The sequence below is a fragment of the Fenollaria sp. C0166D3 genome (genome assembly GCF_056590255.1).
In genome coordinates, this window is sequence record NZ_JBWPVU010000001.1 from 94811 (window position 1) to 113875 (window position 19065).

The 19065-nt window shown below is 33.1% G+C and carries 19 protein-coding genes; 17 read left to right on the top strand and 2 right to left on the bottom strand.

What is annotated here, in order from left to right; all coding sequences use genetic code 11:
• Window positions 1–25 precede the first annotated feature (25 nt).
• The 12 genes from AC1EJ0_RS00420 to AC1EJ0_RS00475 all read left to right on the top strand — a co-directional run bounded on the left by AC1EJ0_RS00420 (window position 26) and on the right by AC1EJ0_RS00475 (window position 12908).
• Window positions 26–370: a type II toxin-antitoxin system PemK/MazF family toxin gene (locus AC1EJ0_RS00420; RefSeq protein WP_058260310.1), complete on the top strand. Its 345-nt coding sequence runs from the start codon at window positions 26–28 to the stop codon at window positions 368–370.
• Window positions 371–401: 31 nt separating this feature from the next.
• On the top strand, window positions 402–1670 hold the full coding sequence (locus tag AC1EJ0_RS00425; RefSeq protein ID WP_480022860.1) for a nucleotide sugar dehydrogenase: 1269 nt from the start codon (window positions 402–404) through the stop codon (window positions 1668–1670).
• Complete coding sequence (locus tag AC1EJ0_RS00430; protein WP_480022859.1) at window positions 1663–2901, top strand: glycosyltransferase; 1239 nt, start codon at window positions 1663–1665, stop codon at window positions 2899–2901. Before AC1EJ0_RS00425 ends, AC1EJ0_RS00430 begins: the two co-directional genes overlap by 8 nt.
• Complete coding sequence (locus AC1EJ0_RS00435; protein WP_294796170.1) at window positions 2902–3384, top strand: DUF4330 family protein; 483 nt, start codon at window positions 2902–2904, stop codon at window positions 3382–3384.
• Window positions 3368–3862, top strand: a complete 495-nt coding sequence (locus AC1EJ0_RS00440) for a DUF4330 domain-containing protein (RefSeq protein ID WP_480022858.1) — start codon at window positions 3368–3370, stop codon at window positions 3860–3862. Before AC1EJ0_RS00435 ends, AC1EJ0_RS00440 begins: the two co-directional genes overlap by 17 nt.
• A 1-nt stretch (window position 3863) precedes the next feature.
• A complete protein-coding gene (locus AC1EJ0_RS00445; RefSeq protein ID WP_480022921.1) occupies window positions 3864–5399 on the top strand; it encodes an O-antigen ligase family protein in 1536 nt (511 codons plus the stop codon).
• Window positions 5377–7566, top strand: a complete 2190-nt coding sequence (csaB, locus tag AC1EJ0_RS00450) for a polysaccharide pyruvyl transferase CsaB (protein WP_480022857.1) — start codon at window positions 5377–5379, stop codon at window positions 7564–7566. Before AC1EJ0_RS00445 ends, csaB begins: the two co-directional genes overlap by 23 nt.
• Entirely contained in the window at window positions 7556–8326 is a 771-nt protein-coding gene (locus AC1EJ0_RS00455) for a WecB/TagA/CpsF family glycosyltransferase (protein ID WP_480022856.1), read from the top strand. Before csaB ends, AC1EJ0_RS00455 begins: the two co-directional genes overlap by 11 nt.
• A 9-nt stretch (window positions 8327–8335) precedes the next feature.
• On the top strand, window positions 8336–10315 hold the full coding sequence (gene tkt, locus AC1EJ0_RS00460; RefSeq protein ID WP_480022855.1) for a transketolase: 1980 nt from the start codon (window positions 8336–8338) through the stop codon (window positions 10313–10315).
• Window positions 10316–10489: 174 nt separating this feature from the next.
• A complete protein-coding gene (locus AC1EJ0_RS00465; RefSeq protein ID WP_480022854.1) occupies window positions 10490–10894 on the top strand; it encodes a BlaI/MecI/CopY family transcriptional regulator in 405 nt (134 codons plus the stop codon).
• Complete coding sequence (locus tag AC1EJ0_RS00470) at window positions 10875–12251, top strand: M56 family metallopeptidase (protein WP_480022853.1); 1377 nt, start codon at window positions 10875–10877, stop codon at window positions 12249–12251. The genes AC1EJ0_RS00465 and AC1EJ0_RS00470 overlap by 20 nt, the downstream gene beginning before the upstream one ends.
• A gap of 162 nt (window positions 12252–12413) precedes the next feature.
• Window positions 12414–12908: a hypothetical protein gene (locus AC1EJ0_RS00475; RefSeq protein ID WP_294796145.1), complete on the top strand. Its 495-nt coding sequence runs from the start codon at window positions 12414–12416 to the stop codon at window positions 12906–12908.
• A gap of 78 nt (window positions 12909–12986) precedes the next feature.
• Here AC1EJ0_RS00475 and AC1EJ0_RS00480 read toward each other — a convergent pair whose 3' ends face one another.
• Window positions 12987–14180, bottom strand: coding sequence for a coenzyme F420-0:L-glutamate ligase (locus AC1EJ0_RS00480; protein WP_480022852.1), 1194 nt, complete (start codon window positions 14178–14180; stop codon window positions 12987–12989).
• Window positions 14177–14752, bottom strand: coding sequence for a 5-formyltetrahydrofolate cyclo-ligase (locus tag AC1EJ0_RS00485; RefSeq protein ID WP_480022851.1), 576 nt, complete (start codon window positions 14750–14752; stop codon window positions 14177–14179). The genes AC1EJ0_RS00480 and AC1EJ0_RS00485 overlap by 4 nt, the downstream gene beginning before the upstream one ends.
• A 95-nt stretch (window positions 14753–14847) precedes the next feature.
• Here AC1EJ0_RS00485 and ftsE point away from each other — a divergent pair, with 95 nt between their 5' ends.
• Genes ftsE through AC1EJ0_RS00510 form a run of 5 tightly spaced genes read left to right on the top strand, consistent with a single transcriptional unit; the run spans window position 14848 to window position 19062 of the window.
• A complete protein-coding gene (gene ftsE, locus AC1EJ0_RS00490) occupies window positions 14848–15531 on the top strand; it encodes a cell division ATP-binding protein FtsE (protein ID WP_480022850.1) in 684 nt (227 codons plus the stop codon).
• Window positions 15521–16420, top strand: coding sequence for a permease-like cell division protein FtsX (ftsX, locus tag AC1EJ0_RS00495; protein WP_320605271.1), 900 nt, complete (start codon window positions 15521–15523; stop codon window positions 16418–16420). The genes ftsE and ftsX overlap by 11 nt, the downstream gene beginning before the upstream one ends.
• An 8-nt stretch (window positions 16421–16428) precedes the next feature.
• Window positions 16429–17547, top strand: coding sequence for a murein hydrolase activator EnvC family protein (locus AC1EJ0_RS00500; protein ID WP_480022849.1), 1119 nt, complete (start codon window positions 16429–16431; stop codon window positions 17545–17547).
• Between the two features lie 11 nt (window positions 17548–17558).
• Window positions 17559–18791, top strand: a complete 1233-nt coding sequence (locus AC1EJ0_RS00505) for a S41 family peptidase (protein ID WP_480022848.1) — start codon at window positions 17559–17561, stop codon at window positions 18789–18791.
• A gap of 10 nt (window positions 18792–18801) precedes the next feature.
• On the top strand, window positions 18802–19062 hold the full coding sequence (locus AC1EJ0_RS00510) for a YdbC family protein (protein ID WP_058260328.1): 261 nt from the start codon (window positions 18802–18804) through the stop codon (window positions 19060–19062).
• The last annotated feature ends 3 nt before the right edge of the window (window positions 19063–19065 follow it).

Consider the following 19065-nt stretch of genomic DNA (forward strand, 5'->3'; position numbering starts at 1 on the left):
TACTTATCAGAAAGGATGTGAGAATATGATTAAAAGAGGTGATATTATATATGCAGATTTATCACCTGTCATAGGCTCTGAACAAGGCGGTGTGAGGCCAGTTATTGTCGTGCAAAACGATGTTGGCAACAAGTATTCACCGACTATCATTGTTGCGGCAATTACAAGTCAACTGAATAAATCTAAACTACCGACCCATATAGAGATAGATGGACCGGAATTTGGCTTGCCTAAGGATAGCGTAATTTTGCTTGAACAGATCAGAACTATTGATAAGAAGAGATTAAGAGAAAAGATAGGAAGCGTAACTGACAAGCTTATGGCCAAGGTTGACGAGGGACTAAAGATAAGTTTAGCACTGACTAAATAATTTTTACATATAGAAAATTTAGGAGGAAATAATGAGTATTAAAAGCATTTCCGTATTAGGATTAGGATATATTGGCTTACCAACAGCCACAATACTAAGTGATCATTTCAAGGTTTTTGGATATGATCCAGTTAAGGAAAAAATCGAAAAGATTAAGAATGGAACTTTAGAGATAGATGAGCCAGGACTTAAAGAAGTTCTAGACAAAGCTCTTGAAGAAGGAAGGATAGAAGTTTCAGATAGGATTCATGAAGCTGATATGTATATCATCTGCGTCGGAACACCATTTAATGATGACAAGAGCTGCGACTTAAAGTACATTAAGGATGCTTGTCACGACATATTAAAAGTTATTAAAAAAGGTGATACTGTCGTATTGGAATCAACATCTCCACCACGCACAACTGAAGATGTTGTTAAGCCTATACTTGAAAAGTCTGGCTTAAAGGTTTCAGAAGACATATATTTAGCTCACAGTCCTGAAAGAGTTATCCCAGGAAATATTTTATATGAGCTAAAGAATAACCATAGAGTAGTAGGTGGAGTAGATACAAAATCTGCCGAAATAGTTAGAGATGTGTATAAGACTTTTGTTGATGCAGAAGTATTTACAACAGATGCAACAACAGCTGAAGTATGTAAGCTACTAGAAAACACATTCAGAGACGTTAACATAGCTCTTGCAAATGAAATGCTTAAGATTTGTGACACACTTGGTGTCAACGTATGGGAACTAATTGAATTAGCTAATAAACACCCAAGAGTAAATGTTCATACACCAGGACCAGGTGTTGGCGGACACTGCATATCCGTAGACCCATGGTTCTTAGTAACAGCAGATAAGGAAAACTCTAAGTTAATTCATCAAGCTAGAGATATAAATGACTCTATGCCTAAGTTTACTGCGGATAAGATAAGGAAAATAGTTGATAAAGGCTCAAAGATAGCTATACTTGGCTCTTCATTTAAGCCAAATATTGATGACTTTAGAGAAAGCCCAATAACTCATCTTATTGCTTTATTGAAAGATGATTACAATGTAGCCGTTTACGATCCATTTAAGAATGATCAAATACTTGAATTTAATGAACTTTATGATGATATACGCCCAGTAGTTACAGGCGCAGATTTATTGGTTTTAGGCGTAAATCATGGTCAATTTAGGTTCCTTGACTATAAAGAAATAAAGAAGATTATGAATAAAAAGAATATTTTTGACACAAGAAACTTTATTGATAGAGAAAAAGTAGAAGAACTAGGATTTAATTATTATTTATTAGGTAGTGGAGAACTTGAGTAAGATATTATTTATTGCAAATCAATTCCCGCCAATAGGTGGAAGCGGTGTGCAAAGAAGTTTAAAATTTGTAAAATACCTATCAAGGCTTGGAAATGAAGTTTTGGTCGTTTCAAAGGATGCAAGTAAAGACTTAAAAGACGATAGCTTATTAAAAGACGTTCCAGAAAACGTTAAAGTTATTAGACTTAAGGCCCATGATATTAACAATAGCGGTCTATTTAAGAAGGTCTATGCTAAGTTCTTTGCTCTTCCTGATGCAGAAGTTTTTTGGTATAAATTCAATAAAAAAGAGATAGAAAAGATAGCTTTAGAATTCAATCCGGATGTGATATATACTACAAGCTATCCATATTCTGCTCATCTATTTGGCTTATACTTAAAAGAAAAATTTCCAAAGATGAAGTGGATAGTCGACTATAGAGATGAGTGGACAAATAATCCATTCCACCTAGATAGCTTTTCATCAAGAATGAAGATGAAGGCATCTAAAAAGACTGAGCTTGAAATAAATTCTAAGTGCGATTACTTTATTACAAACACTAGATTTATGCTCGATAACTTTATAGCAGATTTACCTGAGCTTAAGGGCAAATCTATTTATATACCGAACGGTTACGACGAAGAGGACTTTTTAGGCATATATCCTAAAGAAGAAAGTGATAAATTTACCTTTATTCATACTGGCGCTTTATATGGCAGAAGAAATTTACATGAATTTTTATCAGCCTTAAAAGAGCTTGTAGATGAAGGTAAAATCGATAAGAACGAGATTAGGATAAATATTGCAGGCAATGTAAAAGAATCTCAAATAGAAGAGTATAAAAAAACATATAATTTTGAAAAAGAAATTAATTATCTATCATATCTGGCTCATGAAGACTCAATAAGAAAGCTACTTGAAGCGGATGTGCTTTTGCTATTAATAGGTAAGGGCAAAGGCTCTGAGAACTTCTACACAGGAAAAGTTTTTGAGTATCTAAGAGCATATAAAAACATCTTAGCTATAGTTCCTAAGCATGGAGCAGCAGGCGAGCTTATAGAAGAGACAAAGACTGGCCTTGTTGCAGAACCTGGAGAGACTAGAGAGATTAAAAACGCTATAATGAAGCTATACGAAAACTATAAGAGCGAGAATAATTATTATGGCGATAAAGAGCTAATCAAAAAATACTCAAGACAAGCACAAGCTGAAGAGCTAAACAATATTATAAACAAAATTTTGGAGGAATAAATGAAGAAGAAATTTAAGATAAATATTTTTGATATATTTATTATATTAATCTTCTTAGTACTTATATTTTTACTTGTCAATAGAAAAAATATTAAGTCAAACATAGGTAAAGAAGAAAAAAGAACAGTTATCATCACAGCAGAAGCTAAAGATGATATTACAAGAGACGCTATCAAGGATTTGAAACCTGGAGATAAATTATTTGCGCAAGAAACATTTCAAGACGGCGAAATAATAAGCGTTGATATACAAGCTAAAAAGAATGAATTAGTAAAGACTAACGGCGAGATCGTTGTAGTTGACGATGCGGAATTTGTTAACCCTATAGTTAAGATTAAGGCTAATGTCAACTATACTGGTCCCTACATGTCTTTAGGCGGACAAGAGATAAAAGCAGGCGTTGATATGTACGTAAAGACTAAGGATCACGCATATCTTGGCTATATAACTAATGTGGAGGAAGTAGATGAAAATAATAGATAATAAATTAAGATTATTTGGCAAAATAAGTTTATTAGATATAATAGCAGTATTGATTGTAATAGCCTTAGTTTTCTTTGCTTCACTAAAATTAATGAGAAAAGATGTTGCCGACATAACTTTAGGCAAAACGACTGAAAAGTATGAGGCGACATTATATTTATATGAAGATAAAGGCAATACAGATTGTATAAGAGTAGGCGATCAACTAGGCGAAATGAAAAATCACTTCGATATCTTCGTTAAAGATATTAAAAGAGAAGACTTCTATGTAAATACAGTTGATGACAATGGTGAAGTAATAAAAGCTATTGATCCACTTAAGGAAAAGACTATAGTTACTATAGAAGGCGATTTTTCACATGTAAATAACTCGCTTAAGTTTGGCAAGCAAGAGCTAAGACTTGGCTCTACAATATTTTTAGAGTCTGATAATTATAGACTTAGTGCGCTTATAGCTGATAGGAAGAAAGTTGATTAAGATGGAAAAACTGTTTAAAGAGAGTCTTTTTTATAGAATATACATCTATATACTCTCTCTACTTAGATCAAGCTTTCTATTTGACTACACAAAACCGCAATATAAACTAAGAACTTATAATGATAGTTTAAAAGGTAGCCATTTATACAAATTATTAGCTAAACTAGATGAAAAGATGTCTAAATTTTATAAAAAGCTAAACAAAGTATACAAAGAAAGCTTTATCCGTGGCATAGTTGATAAATTTAATACTGCATTTCATGAGTCAATCATTTACAAGGGCTTTATTAAGCTTACTGGTGTAAACTACTTTGGCTTTATTTTTGTCTTAGTAATTGTAGCATATATATTTACTGACTATATTATTAGAAGGATACCTGGACTGAGCTCATTTGCAAACTATTGGGATGAATTTTACTTTTTATTCATGATTTTTTATATAGCAATGAGAAGGATGAATTCAAATGGAAGCATTAGATATAATTTCACCCCATTTGGCTTTGTGTTAGCTGTATACTTCATTCTAGGTATAATACATGTACTTGTAGTGCAACCGAACACTAAGATAGCTATAGAAGGATTTAGAGCTATGTTCCAACACATTCTATGGTACTACATCTTTGTACAATTTTTTACAAATGAAAATATTGTCAAGACAACTTCAAAGTTTATAATGCACGGCGGCTTCTTACTTGGTTTACACGCCTTATATCAATTCATATTCAAAGTTAAAATGCCAGGCAACTGGATTGATTCAAGTGAATCAATAAAGGTAAGAGCCTTTTCAATAGTAGGCTCACCAAATATACTTGGCGTACTATTTGTACTAATAATACCACTTGCAATAGCTTTATTTTTAATTGAAAAGAATAAAAAGTCAAAAGCCATATATTTTATTGAAGTCATGGTTATGCTCTTAGGACTACTATTAACATACTCAAGAGGCGCGTGGATTGCCTTTGCACTAGCCATCTTCGTCTTTATATTATTTACAAATGTGCGTGTACTTACGCCATTCGTGATACTTGGCTCTTTGTTTATAGTATCAGGCAACTCACTATCAACAAGATTATTATACATGCTAACACCAGAATACATGTTTAAATCAGCTAGTGGCGGCAGGATATATAGATGGACAATTGGCCTAAAAGTTTGGTCAAAGCATAAGTTTTGGGGCGTTGGCCTTGGTAGATATGGTGGGGCAGTTGCTTTAAATAATGATTTATCGCCGTTTTACTTAGATAACTACTACTTAAAAACACTTGTCGAAACAGGCTACTATGGTATATGCGCAATAGGCTTTATGATACTCGGCTTTTTAATATCTACATTAAAAGTAGTATTTACACAAAAGAACTTAGATAATAAGATACTAGCATGCGGACTATTCTGCGGCGCTTTAGGCGTTTTGATACAAAACTCTGTTGAGAATATATTTGAGTTCCCAGCTATGATCATATATTTTGTTATGTATGCAGCGCTTATCATGGGACTAAGAAATAAAGGAATTGATTATGAAAGTACTTCATCTAATTAGTGGCGGGGACACAGGTGGAGCAAAGACTCACATCATAAATTTGCTTTGCGGTTTAAAAGACAAAGTAGATGTAAAATTAGTTTGCTTTATCGATGGACCTTTTGCAGAGGACTTAAAAAAGCATGGCATAGATGTCGAGGTCATTGAACAAAGAAGCAGATTTGATTTTTCTGTCGTTAATAAGCTTAAGGACCTTATTGAGAGTGAAAATTATGAGATAGTTCATTCACATGGAGCAAGAGCTAACCTTATAAGCTACTTTTTAAAGAAGAAAGTCAAGGCTAAGTTCATAACTACAGTTCACAGCGATTATTTATTAGACTTTAAAGATAATTTTTATAAGAATATAGTTTTCACTAATCTTAACAAGTTTGCCTTAAAAAGATTTGATAATTACATAGCAGTTTCTGATAGTTTTAAGGATATGCTTGTAAGTAGAGGCTTTGATAAGGATAAAATATTTACTATATACAATGGTATATTTTTAGAAGATAGAGCTATTAAGGACAAAGAAAGCTATTTAAAAGAAAAAAATATTGCTTATAAGGATAAGTTCATAGTCGGCATCTTAGCTAGACTAGATAAGGTTAAAGATCATGAGACATATCTAAGAGCGGCAAGAGAAGTACTTGATAAAGACAAATCAGTCATATTCCTAATTGCGGGAGACGGTCAAGATAAGGAGCACTTATTAAGCCTAAGTAAAGAGCTAGGCTTAGAAGACAATGTTTATTTCTTAGGTAACGAAGAGCATCCATACGATTTTCTTAACGCGATAGATATTAATGTCTTATGCAGCTTAAGCGAGTCATTCCCATACGTTATTATGGAGGGAGGCTCATTAAAGAAGGCTACCATTGCATCTAAAGTTGGCGGTATACCAAAGATCATACTTGATGGAGAGACAGGAAAACTATTTGAAAAGCAAGATTACAAGGCCTTAGCAGCGCATATACTTGATTTAAAAAATAATGATGACGAGCGAAAAAAGCTTGGCGAAAATCTTTATAGTAGAATCATCGATAATTTCACCCACATCAAGATGGCTGAGAAGCATGTAGACATTTACAAGAAGATAGTCTCAAAGAAAATAATTATGTCGGGCTACTTCGGCTTTTCAAACTCGGGCGATGATGCTATACTTAAATCAATTATAGAATCATTTAAGTCATTGGATCCTAATCTAAATATTAAAGTTCTATCAAAAGATCCGGACTTAACTGAGAGGGAATATGGCGTAGCTGCCGTTGATAGATTTAAATTTTTTGATGTAAGAAAAAGTTTAAAGGCATCAGACATGCTTATAAGTGGCGGCGGAAGCTTACTTCAAGACAAGACAAGTTCAAGATCAATTTGGTACTACTTGTTAATAATGAAGCTCGCTAAGCGCTACAAGAAAAAAGTTTTCGTCTACTCCAATGGTGTTGGACCTATAAACAAGAGATTTAATATAAATATCACACGAAGAGTACTTAATAAAGTTGACTACATTACGCTTAGAGACAAGGACTCATATGATTTTATAAAGTCCATCGGCGTTAACAATCCAAATATAAAAGTCTTATCAGATCCTGTATTCAATTTAAAAGAGGCTAGCGATGAAAGTGTTCGCAAGAAATTTGATATAAATAAGGATACAGTTTTGGTATCAATTAGATCGTGGATGGATGACGAAAAGCTTATATCTGAGCTAAATAAGTTTTTAAATTACCTTATTGATGAGGGCAAAAACATAGTCTTCATGCCAATGCAAACGCCTAGAGATACAACTATCTCTGAAAAGATTGCGTCGAATTTAAAATCAAGTAAGATTATAGACGAAAAGTATCCAGTTGAGATACTCATGAGTCTTATGAAGAACGCTGACTTTATCGTGGCTATGAGGCTTCATGCCATGATATATGCGATACATCAAAACCTGCCATTCATTGGTCTTTCTTATGATCCAAAGACAGAGACACTGCTTAAAGACTTTGACGAGAGTATAAATATTGACGTTGACGCAATTAATTATGACGATTTACTAAAAGCGTATAAGTACATTAAAGATAATAGAGATTCTTTCATCTCTAATTTAAGTACTATTAATGAAGAGAATAAGAAAAAGGCGATAGAGGCAAGTAAGCTTGCGCTAGAACTTTTAGAGGATGATGCTAATGGACATTAAAATATTAGGTGTTAGAATAAATAACGTTGACATGGATCAGACCATGAACAAGATAGGTGAATTTTTTAATAACGATGAACTAAATTATATATATACACCAAATCCAGAGATAGTCATGAGAGCAGGAAGAGATGAGGAGTTTAAGAAAATTATTAACTCAGCCTCACTAAACTTATGTGACGGAATTGGATTAATGATTGCATCAAAACTAAAAAAGAAGCCACTTAAATCAAGAGTAACAGGCTATGATACATCTATTAAAATATTAGAGCTAATGAACGAGAGGCATCTTTCACTATTCTTATTAGGAGCAAAGCCTGGGATAGCTGAAAAAGCTATTGAAAGAATCAATCATGATTATCCAAACATTGTCATAGCAGGCTACAATAACGGATATTTCAATGGTAGCCATAACGGTCACGCTTCATCTGATGAAGAAGAAGCTTTAATACAAAAGATAAATGATTCAAAGGCAGACGCCATCTTCGTAGGTATGGGCGCTGGCTATCAAGAAAAATTTATCTATTATAATAAAGATAAGTTAAAGAGCAAACTAGCTATTGCTAATGGCGGTGTCATAGATGTACTGGCAGGCAATGTCAAGATAGCGCCATCTTTTATAAGAAAGATAGGGATGGAATGGCTATACAGGTTAATCAAAGAACCAAAACGATTTAAAAGACAATTAGATATACCAAAATTTTTAATGAAGATAATATTTACAAAAAATGCAGTAGAGTATATAGATAAAGAAAAATAGGAGGTTAATATGGACGTTAAACAAAAGGTGATAAACACAATTAGAGTTCTATCAGCTGAAGCGATAGAGAAAGCAAATTCAGGCCACCCTGGCTTGCCACTAGGAGCAGCGCCAGCAGCATTTACAATATTTAATGAGCACTTAAAGCACAATCCAAAGAATCCCGATTGGATAAACAGAGACAGATTTATCTTATCTGCAGGACATGGATCTATGCTTTTATACTCACTACTTAATTTATATGGCTATGGCTTAAAGATCGAAGACTTAGAAAATTTCAGACAATTTGACTCACTTACGCCAGGTCACCCTGAGTACATGCATACAAAAGGCGTTGAAGCAAGCACTGGACCACTTGGCCAAGGTATTGCTATGGGTGTTGGTATGGCGATTGCTGAAAGGCATTTAGCAGCATTATTTAATAAAGATGATAACAAGCTTATTGACCACATGACCTATATACTTTGCGGCGATGGCTGTCTTCAAGAAGGCATCTCAAACGAAGCATCATCCTTAGCAGGAACACTTAAGTTAAATAAATTAGTTGTTCTATATGATTCAAACAACATTACCATAGAAGGAGATACAGAAGTAGCTTTCACTGAAAATGTCAGAGCAAGATATGAAGCACTTGGCTGGAACACTTTATATGTTGAAGATGGTAATGATATCGAGGCCATATCAAAGGCGATAGCTGAAGCAAAGAAGAGCACTGATAAGCCAACACTAATCGAGATCAAGACAAAGATAGGTTATGGCGCTACAGGCAAAGAAGGAACTGCAGGCGCTCACGGTGCACCTCTAGGAGCTGAATCACTTGCAGCACTTAGAAAGAATCTTCAATATGAAGAAGAAGGCTTTAATGTGGGCCAAGACGTTCTTGATTACATGAAAGAAAAGTGCGAAGAGCTTGATAAGTATGAAGAAGATTGGTATAAGCAATTAGAAGAATACAAAGCTAAGTACAAAGCTGATTATGACAAGCTTATGAGTTTCTATAATGATGAAGTAAGTGAAGAAGTACTAAAAGCATGTACTGATATAGAGCTTAAAGACGATGCGTCAAGATCTTCATCTGGCAAAGTTCTTAACAAAGTAAGCCATGTATTAGAAAATATAATTGGTGGTTCAGCAGACTTAGGTCCATCAAACAAATCAGTGATGAATGATGAAAAGTACTTCTCAAGCGAATGCCCAGAAGGAAGAAACATTCACTTTGGTGTTAGGGAACATGCAATGGCAGCTATTTGCAATGGTATCTTATTACACGGTGGTCTAAGATCATATGCGGCAACATTTTTAGTCTTCTCAGATTATATGAAGCCATCAATCAGATTAGCTTCACTAATGAATTTACCAGCTATATATATATTAACTCACGACAGCATCGGCGTTGGCGAAGACGGACCAACACATCAACCTATAGAGCACTTAGCTATGCTTAGAAGCATACCAAACATCAACGTAATTAGACCTGCTGACTCAAGAGAAGTAATTTACGCTTGGCAAGCAGCTTTAATGAGCAAAGAAACACCAACATGCTTGATACTTTCAAGACAAGGACTAAAACTGCTTGATAATTCATCTGAAGAAGCATTAAAGGGCGGATACATTGTTCATAAAGAAGCAAAGGATGCAATCGACGCTATAATCATAGCTACAGGATCAGAAGTAGCTTTGTCAATAGAAGCAGCTAAGGATTTAGAAGCAAAAGGCAAATCGATAAGAGTTGTTAGTATGCCATCACAAGAGATATTCTTAAATCAAGACAAAGAATACATCGAAAAGGTGTTACCATCAAATGTTAAGAGAAGAGTATCAGTAGAAGCACTTTCAACAATGCCTTGGGGCAAGTTTGTCGGCTTAGAAGGTACTGCGATTGGTATCGATAGATTCGGCTCATCTGCGCCAGGAAAAGTGTTATTCGAAAAGTATGGCATCACAAAAGAACACGTTGAAGAAGAAGTAATTAAACTTATAGAAAAATAGTTAAAATTATAAAACCCTCTTTACTCATTACGAGTAGAGAGGGTTTTTTTATGCAATTTACTTATATATAAATATAGATATTAGTTAATAAAAAGTACTTGACTTTTAATATAAAATATGATATATTCGAAGTGAAAATATTAAAATAAATGAAAATGAAATAGGAGGTATAATATGGATTTATCAAATGGTGAATTACAAGTTATGGAGCTTCTATGGCAAGGAGATGTTTTAGATGAGAACGGAGAAATACAAGCTTTAGAATTGTCCAAAATTTTAAAAGAAAAATATGGAATTAGTAAAACTTCTGCTTATACATTCATCGGCAGATTAATAGAAAAGGGAGTCTTGGATAGGCGTTATCCAAAATATACGATTAGTGTTATTCTGTCACGCGAAGAAGCTTTACTTAGCAAGCAAAAAGAAGTGTTTCAAAAATTATTTAAAGGATCTCTTGTAAATATGTGTAAAACATTTTTAAGCACAGAAAAAGTTTCAGAAGAAGAACTTGAAGAAATGAAAAACTTATTAGAAAATTTTGAGGTAGAGGATAGTAAAGGTGATAGTAGACATATATAATGAATATGCTTTGCTTAAAAGTTTTAAAAGTTTACTGCTTATAATATTAATATTACTCATAAGAAAATTTTTAAACAAAAATGCTTTTAAATCAGCAAGTATTATTTTATGGGCGCTCTTATTTGCATACTTGATATGCCCATATCAAATTTTAATCAGAATTGAAGAATTTAACTCCAATAAGATATTTAATTTTATATTATACATCTTAAGTTATATTGACTCAGTTATAAGATTAATGTCACAGAAGGCAAGTTATGTATTATATCCAATTAATCGTTATATAGTAACAGTGATTATTTTGTGCTATGTTCTATATAAATATATAAAATTTGATAAAATTATGAAGGACTCAAAAATAATACATGAAAATAAGTGCATAGATTATATAAAGTCTTTTAAATTAAGAAGGACAGTCAGTATTTATATAAATAATAATTTAAAAACACCAGTGACATATGGCTTATTGAAACCTAAAATAATTCTCCAGTCATATATACTAGATGATGAAGAGTTATTAAAGTATGTTATGATGCATGAGCTGACACATATAAAAAAATTTCATATCTTATTTAATCATATAGTAAATATTGTAGCTTGTGTATTCTGGTGTAATCCACTACTTATTGTAAGTTTGAAATATCTAGAGCAAGATATCGAAATCTTTACAGACAAAGAGGTCATTTCAAGATTGGGAGATACTTTAGAATCAAGAAAAGGCTACTGTAAGTCAATGTTTCAACTTATGAGCAATTCAGTAAAAAGAGATGAAGTAACTTTAAAATTAAATCCAAATTTAGAAAGGATGATTATAATGAAAAATTACAAAAAAACAATACTAGGCTCATTTATATTCGCTTTAACATTTATTTTTAGCATACCAGTTTTTGCTAGTGTAGTTAAATTAGAGAAAGATAGAATAGAAGTTATTGGAACAGAAGTAGAGTTTCAAAGTGTTGACAATTCTGATGGAAGAATTCATATAATAAGTGAAGAAGAATATAGTAAACTAAAATTAAATGACATATATACAGCACAATTAAAATCTGTAAATGTAAATAATAATTTAAGACTTGGAAAATTAGAATATACTAATTATTTGTTTGATAATTCTAATTTAGGAGGATTAAATTATAATGGTTTTACACTTAATTTATCTGACTTAAGCTGTAATGGTAGAATTAAATACAATATTATTATTATGGAAAATAATAAATTAGTTTATGATAATGAGTTTAAAGATGATACGATAATTAAGATGAAGACTACTGAAGGATGTAAATATGAAGTTTTAATAAGTAACAAATCAATAAACATCTTAACTGGAGAAATAACAATAAATGCTTGTGAACAATAGTTTTTCAGTTATAAAATTTGATACAATTATAATTTTACAATGCTAGCTATAATTATAATTGTTTAAATAAAATAAAACTATAGTGATATGGGGGTGCATGACTGATAATTAATTATATTATATAAAATTTATGATTGGATTGTTTAAAAAAGGAGGATTATTATGAACAAGAAAAAAATACTATTATTAACAACATTACTAATTTTTACACTTTCATTATTTGCTTGCAACAAAGATGTATCAAATAATGAAAAGGGTGATTCTAAGGAAAGCACAGTTAAAACTTACAAATTCCTTAAAGTAAATGAAACGGAGATAGAAGCACAAGAAGTTATACTTTTAAATTACTTCTTAGAAGAAGATAAAAAGGAACTAGAAAGGTTAGAAATACCTGAAGATGAATATCCAGGTGGTTTTTATTATAAGGAATTAGATAATAAGGATATGCTAAAAGTTGATGAAAATACAAAGGTAATAATAATTGATGTTGAAGAAAAGTACGCTAAAGATACAAAGGGCGACAGGAAATATACTTTTGAAAGTTTTAATGATTTTGCTTCCTTATTTAAAACAAACGAGGATTTAGCAAATAGAATTTATATTGTTGAAACAAAAGATGGTAAAGTAATAAAAGCAGAGGAAAAACTTACAAATTAGTTTTTGCTCAAATATGATCGGAAAACATTTTAAAGGCGATTAGAAAAAATTCTAATCGCCTTTAAAAATATCTTAATATTATTCTTCCGAGAAATTATCGAAGTAGCCTTTTATATAGACAACAGGAGTTCCTTTATCGCCGCTACCGCTTGTTAAGTCGCATAGTGAGCCTATAAGGTCTGTTAACTGTCTCGGTGTTGTTCCCTGTGACTCCATCGAGCCAACTAGATTACTGTCTTTATTGTGAATCTTTTCTTTAATAGCTTCTTCTAGTGCTTCGCCTTTTAATTCCGCAAAGCTATTGTCAGCGATGTATTTAAGTTTTATTTCGTTTGGTGTACCTTTTAAGCCATCTGTAAAAGCAGGAGAGACAACTGGGTCAGCTAGTTCCCATATCTTACCAACTGGGTCTTTGAAAGCGCCATCGCCATAAACAAGGACTTCAATCTTTTTGCCAGTTTTTTCTAGAATTTTATCTTGAATAGCGTAAACGATTTTTTCGCAATCTCTTGGGAATAGTTTTATCTTGTTTTCAGTAGACTTGTTTGAGCCAAGTAGACCGTATTTTTCGTTAAAGCCTGAACCGTCAATGGATGTATCAAGTATTTCAGATAGACAGAATATCTTTTCTGCGCCAGCTTTTTTAAGCTTTTCTTTAGTTCTAACGCGAGTGTGTATACTGCATACTAAGATGTTTTTAGTGTATTTAAGTACATTTCTTTCGTTATTGCCAAAGAGCATAACTGCTTCAGCGCCTGCTTCTTCGATTATTTCCTTGTAGTATTCAATGTAGTCAACATTAGTAAATATGTGCTTTGTATTAGGGAAGCATTTCTTGAATTCTTTTTCTTCAACTATCTCGCCATAAGGATTGATATCAAAGTTATCTAGCTCATCTGGATCGCATAAGTGGTTACCAACTTCGTCATGAGGGTAGCTAAATAAGACATATACTTTTTTGAATGCTTTAGCAATACCTTTTAAGCAAATTGCAAATCTGTTTCTACTCATGATAGGGTGGATTAGAGCAACTTCATCGCAGTTAAATTTGTTTTTTAAGTCATGAGTTATGTCATCAACTGTTGCAAAGTTATTCATAGACTTAGCAACTATCGATTCAGTTAAGCCAACGACGTCTCTGTCATTGATTTTAAAGTTGCCAGCTTCACTCGCTTTTAATATAGTATCAACAGCGATGTCAACTATATCATCGCCAGCTTTTATTATAGGGCATCTCAAGCCCATTACATTTGTACCAATATATCTTTTCATCTTGCTCTCCTTTGGAAATTTCTTATTTTTCTATCTGTTATAAGGACAGGAACTTTCATATCGCACCTGCTAATAATAACTCTATATACATATAGCTCCTCAAAATTGATAGCGACAATCTTAGTTCTCTTGTCAAGTGAGGCTAAGAATCTGTCGTAGTAACCGCCACCGTAGCCCATCCTGAAGCCTCTGTGGTCAAAGGCAACACCGGGAACTATGACTAGGTCAAGTTTATTTCTATCAAAATTTTCTTTCTTCTCTGGTTCTAGTATACCATAAGTAGATGGTTTTAGTTCATCAAAATTTGTAATTTCTTGCAAAAAAAGACTTCTGTCTTCTTTGATTGATATAGGTAAGATGATTCTCTTGCCATTAGCAAGTGAAGTTTTTATAAAATCATGAGTATTAACCTCGGTACCAAAGCTAGCAAAGGCCATGACATTAGTAGCGTTCTTATACTCGTGAGTCGCCATCAGCTTATCGATTATTATCTTTGACTTATTTAGTCTATCTTCTTCGGAGATGTTTTTTCTTGCCTCTAAGAGCTGAGATCTTAGTGTTTTCTTGTTCAAAGAAATTCCCCCTTTATTTTTTAAGCATTTTGTATTATAATATATATGTATATTCTACCACAAAACGATTATAAATGACAAGAGGTGTTATATTTTTGATTAAATTAGAAAACGTAAGTAAAAAATATGGCGAAGTTCTTGCTCTAAATGATATAAACATACACATCAAACCGGGTGAGTTTGTATTTTTGATAGGACCATCTGGTGCAGGCAAGTCAACTTTGACAAAATTAATATTGAAAGAAATTAGGCCCACTAGCGGCAAGATATATTTAAATAATGAAGACATAACAGATGTTAGCAACAGAAAGATTCCATATATCAGAAGGTATATAGGAGTTGTTTTTCAAGACTTTAGACTTTTACCTAACAAGACTGTTTATGAAAATGTTGCTTTTGCTATGGAAATCATAGGCAAGAAGCCTAGAGAGATTAGAAGAAGTGTGCCAATTATACTAAGCATGGTTGGTCTAAGCGATAAGGCAAAGTCTTATCCTCACCAACTTTCAGGAGGCGAGTGCCAAAGGACTGCCATTGCCAGAGCTTTAGTAAATAAGCCAGATGTTATCATTGCGGACGAGCCAACAGGTAACCTCGACTCAGATACTGCATGGGAAATAATGAACCTATTGCAAGATATCAACAATAGAGGCACAACCATAGTCATGGCAACGCATGCGAAGAACATCGTAGATGAGATGAAAAAGAGAGTAATCACTTTAAACCACGGTAATGTTATAAGTGATGTTTATGAAGGTGGGTACTACTGTGAAATTTAGAGAGATAATAAATATAATTAAAGACGGATTTAAAGGTATAGCAAGGCACTTCAACATGGCCTTAGCAGCAATAGTATCGATACTTTCGGTTTTGTTAATACTTTCAACTGTATTGATTATAGTTTTAAGTGTTAATAAAGTTGTTGGCGACACTAAAGAAAAGATAAATGAAGTAAAGGTCTTCTTATTAGATGGTGTTGATGATGAAGGTATTAAGGACATGGAAGAGAAGCTTAAGGACATAGATGAAGTTAAAGAAGTTAAATTTATCTCCAAAGATGAAGGCCTAGAAAGCATGTTTGAACAATGGGAAAATAAGAGCTACTTACTTGAAGAATACAAGGAAGATAATCCACTACCAAATGCATTCAAGATTCATGTTAATGATATAGAAAAGATAAACGATGTTGCTGGAGAGATCAAGATGATGCCAGGCGTTGAAGATGTAAGGTATTTATCTGATGAAGTAATACATTTACTTAAGATATCTAAGTACATGCAGATAGGCGGTTTTGGTTTAATCATAGCCTTAATATTCATCTCAATATTCTTGATTTCAAATACTATAAGATTATCCATAAGCTCAAGAAAGAAAGAGATTGAGATTATGAAGTATGTTGGAGCAACTAACGGCTACATCACTGGTCCATATGTGTTTGAGGGTATAATGATAGGCCTAATTGCAGCACTTATCGCAATGCTATGTGTAAAATTTGGCTACTCATATGTATATGATTATCTAGCTGGATCAAAAAATGGAATGCTTAGCGATGCCTTAGTTAGTCCAGAAAATATTATTACAGACTTTAGTATTATATTTGTGACATTAGGTGTTGGAATTGGTATGCTTGGTAGCATCAGTTCACTTAAGAAGTTATTAAAGGTATAGGTGATTATTTGTTTAAGAAGAAGAGATTGATAATCGTTTTATTAATATTAGCTTTAAGTTTTCAAACTGTCTTTGCAGCTGGCAAGCTAAAGAATAAGAAGAAAAATGTTGACAAGCAGATTAAGGACACTAAAATTGAGATAAACACTAAACAAAAAGAATCTACAAACGTTTATAACAATATAGTTAAGTATGGAAATAGTATTTCATCTTTAAACTCGAGTATAGATAATCTTAATAACGCTATTAAAGATACTGACAATAAGATAGCTCAAAAGACTATTGAGCTTGATGATGCTCAAAAAAGACTAAAAGAAAATGATGCTTTGTTTAGAAAGAGACTAAGAAGCATGTATATGAATAGTGATGATAACTATGTTACAGTACTTCTTTCATCTAAATCTTTGGATGATTATCTTTCTAAGAAAAACATGGTTCAAAAGATGGCCAAGAGAGACCAGAACCTCATCGCAAGCATTGAAGGCGAAGTTGATAACATTGTTAAGATAAAATCTTCACTAGAAAGCTTAAAGAACACTCAAGTTGAGAATAAAAACAAACTAGCTAGTCAAAAAGATGAAGTAACTAAGTTAAAATCAGAACAAGAAAAACAATTTTCAATATTAAAAAATGATATAGAGAAGGCAAAGAAGAGTCTGGCAAAACTTGAACAAGACTCTAAGAACTTAGGAGCACAAATACTTAAGCTTCAATCTAATTCTCAGAAGTTTGTAGGAGGTAAGCTTGGATGGCCACTACCTGGTCATACTAGAATTAGTTCAGGCTATGGCTATAGAAATCATCCTATATTTAAGATAAAAAGATTACACACTGGTATTGACATACCTGCTCCAACAGGAACAAATATCGTCGCAGCAGCAGATGGCACAGTAATTTTCTCTGGCAAATATGCTGGCTATGGCAACCTAATACTAGTTGACCATGGAGGAAAGATAGTTACTGGCTACGGACACTGCTCGAGATTACTAAAGAGCAAGGGAGCAAAAGTTAAAAAAGGTCAAGCAATAGCAAAAGTTGGATCGACCGGCTTCTCAACAGGTCCGCACTTACACTTTGAAGTAAGAAAGAACGGTAATTTCACAAACCCAATAAATTGGCTTAGATAACGGAGGATAAAATGAAATCAAAGAAAGTATTAATAACAATATTGGTCCTAGCTTTATTCTTTACAAGCAATCTTATTTCGTACAATATTGGCAATTCAAAGAGTAAAGGTGTTGATTCGACAATCATTGCCAAAAAAGAAGATAACGAAAAGACGGATAAAAAACTTGATGACGAATATGTTTTAGAAAGAATAAATGAAGTTAAGAGTATGATTGACAAGAATTACTATAAGAAGGCTGATGATTACGACGTTCTTATGGGCATGCTTAAAGGCGCTGTAAGTAGTTTAAATGATCCATACTCATACTACATGACTGAAGATGAATACAAAAAGTTTAATGAAGAGACCGATGGAGAGTTCGCTGGCCTTGGTATATACGTAAGCGGATCAATTGATGACAACTTAATTACTATAGTTTCACCAATGAAGGGCACACCAGCTGATAGAGCGGGCTTAAAGACTGATGATAAGATCATAAAGATTAACGGAGAAGACTTTACTGCTGATAAGATGGATGACGCTGTAAAGATTATGAGAGGTAAGCCTGGTGAAAAGGTTAAAATCACTATATTAAGAAGAGATAAAAATGGTAAAGCGCAGTTCTTAGACTTTGATATCGTAAGAGAAATAATCAAAGTGCAAACTGTTTCATCAAAGCTTTTAAAAGATAATATTGGCTATATAAGCATATCAGGTTTTGATACGCCAACATATAATGACTTCAACAAACAATACAAAGAGCTTAAGAAGCAAGGCATGACAAAGCTAATACTAGATTTAAGAAACAACCCAGGCGGACTTTTAACAACATCAACACAAGTAGTTAATACTTTTCTTGATGGCGGCTTAATCATGTACACACTTGATAAGCAAAACAATAAAGAAACAATAAACGCTACTAAAGGCGCAGACGATATCAAGATAGTTGTTCTTGTTAACAAGGGCTCTGCATCAGCTTCGGAAATAGTTGCTGGCGCGCTTAAAGATAGAAAGAGAGCAACTATAGTTGGTACACAAACCTTTGGTAAGGGCATAGTACAAACTGTATACAATATGCCAGATGGTGAAGGCCTAAAACTTACAACAAGCGCTTATTATACACCTAGCGGAGTTAATATACACGGCAAGGGCATAGCGCCAGATGTAAAAGTAGAATTAAATGAAGAAGTAAAAACTATATCTATAGATAATCTTGACAAAGATAATCAAATACAAAAAGCTATAGAAATATTAAATAAATAGGAGAATTAAAATGGCAAAAGATTTTGAATACGAAATATTAGAACAATTAGGAGAATTTTCTAACAATGGAAGAGGCATGGTTAAAGAGGTAAACGTTATTTCATGGAACGGTGCCGATGGTAAAGTTGACATTAGAAACTGGAGAGAAGACCACAGCAGGATGGGTAAGGGCATATCCCTAACACATGCTGAAGCAAGAAAGTTAAGAGATTTATTAAACGATATAGACTTAGGTTCAGATGATGAATCTAATGAAGACGAAGAAATATAATTT